Origin of the sequence: Geminocystis sp. CENA526, from assembly GCF_050753365.1 — a bacterium.
Classification (GTDB): domain Bacteria; phylum Cyanobacteriota; class Cyanobacteriia; order Cyanobacteriales; family Cyanobacteriaceae; genus Geminocystis.
The window spans coordinates 1-1,001 of record NZ_JBLZFY010000320.1 but is presented as its reverse complement, the minus strand read 5'-3'; the positions used below and the strand labels follow the sequence as shown (position 1 = coordinate 1,001).

Below are 1,001 nucleotides of genomic sequence, written 5' to 3'. Positions count from 1 at the left end.
CTCCCATTGATGGTAGAATTTATCAGTTTACGGAAGGTTATATCTCTGGCATTAATCCCCAAGAAAAACAGGGTTATACTCTTGTTTATACCAATCAAACTCGCCCCGGCATGAGTGGTGCGCCTATTTTAAATAGTCAAGGTAAGTTGGTGGGAATACATGGTTTAAGTGAGGGTGCAAAAGTGGAAGATGCCGAAACTGGCACAACTCGCATTACTCCTTTAACGGAAGGCTATAAGTTAGGAATACCCATTAACAATTATTTGGCTTGGGCTGGAAATAATCAGGTTGCCACTAATAGCAATGTTAGTAATTTTAATCAGCAAGTTGATCAAGATGAAGTTACAAAGAATCTTGACATTGATAAATATATAGAGCAAGGTTTGATTTATTATGAGCAGAAAAACTATCAAAGAGCGATCGCTGAATATGATCAAGCCCTCAAAGTTGATCCTAATTATGCAATAGCTTATAGTCACAGAGGTTTTATTTATGCTAAGTTGGAAGAATATCAAAACGCACTCTTTGATTTAACTAGAGCGATTAATCTTGATCCTAATGATGCTTCTGCTTATAACAATAGAGGTTTTAGTTATAACAGTTTAGGAGAATATCAAAAGGCGATTTCTGATCTTACTAAAGCGATTAGTCTCGATCCTAATTTTGCTTTCGCTTATAACAACAGAGGTAATAGTTATCGTAGGTTAGGAGAATATCAAAAGGCGATCGATGATTACAATAAGGCGATTAGTCTCGATCCTAATGATGCTTTAGCTTATTACAACAGAGGTATTCTTTATAATGAACTAGGTACTTATGACAAGGCTATCTCTGATTCTACGAAGGCGATTAATCTCGATCCTAATTTTGCTAATGCTTATAGCAATAGAGGTTTTAGTTATAACAGTTTAGGAGAATATCAAAAGGCGATTTCTGATTCTACGAGGGCGATTAGTCTCGACTCTAATTATGCTCTAGCTTATAACAATAGAGGTATTAGT

1 protein-coding gene is annotated in these 1,001 nt (G+C 35.8%); it reads left to right on the top strand.

All coding sequences use genetic code 11. The features are described 5' to 3' along the window. A partial coding sequence (locus ACN4EE_RS23655) for a tetratricopeptide repeat protein (protein WP_431708960.1) occupies positions 1–1,001 on the top strand: 1,001 nt, incomplete at both ends.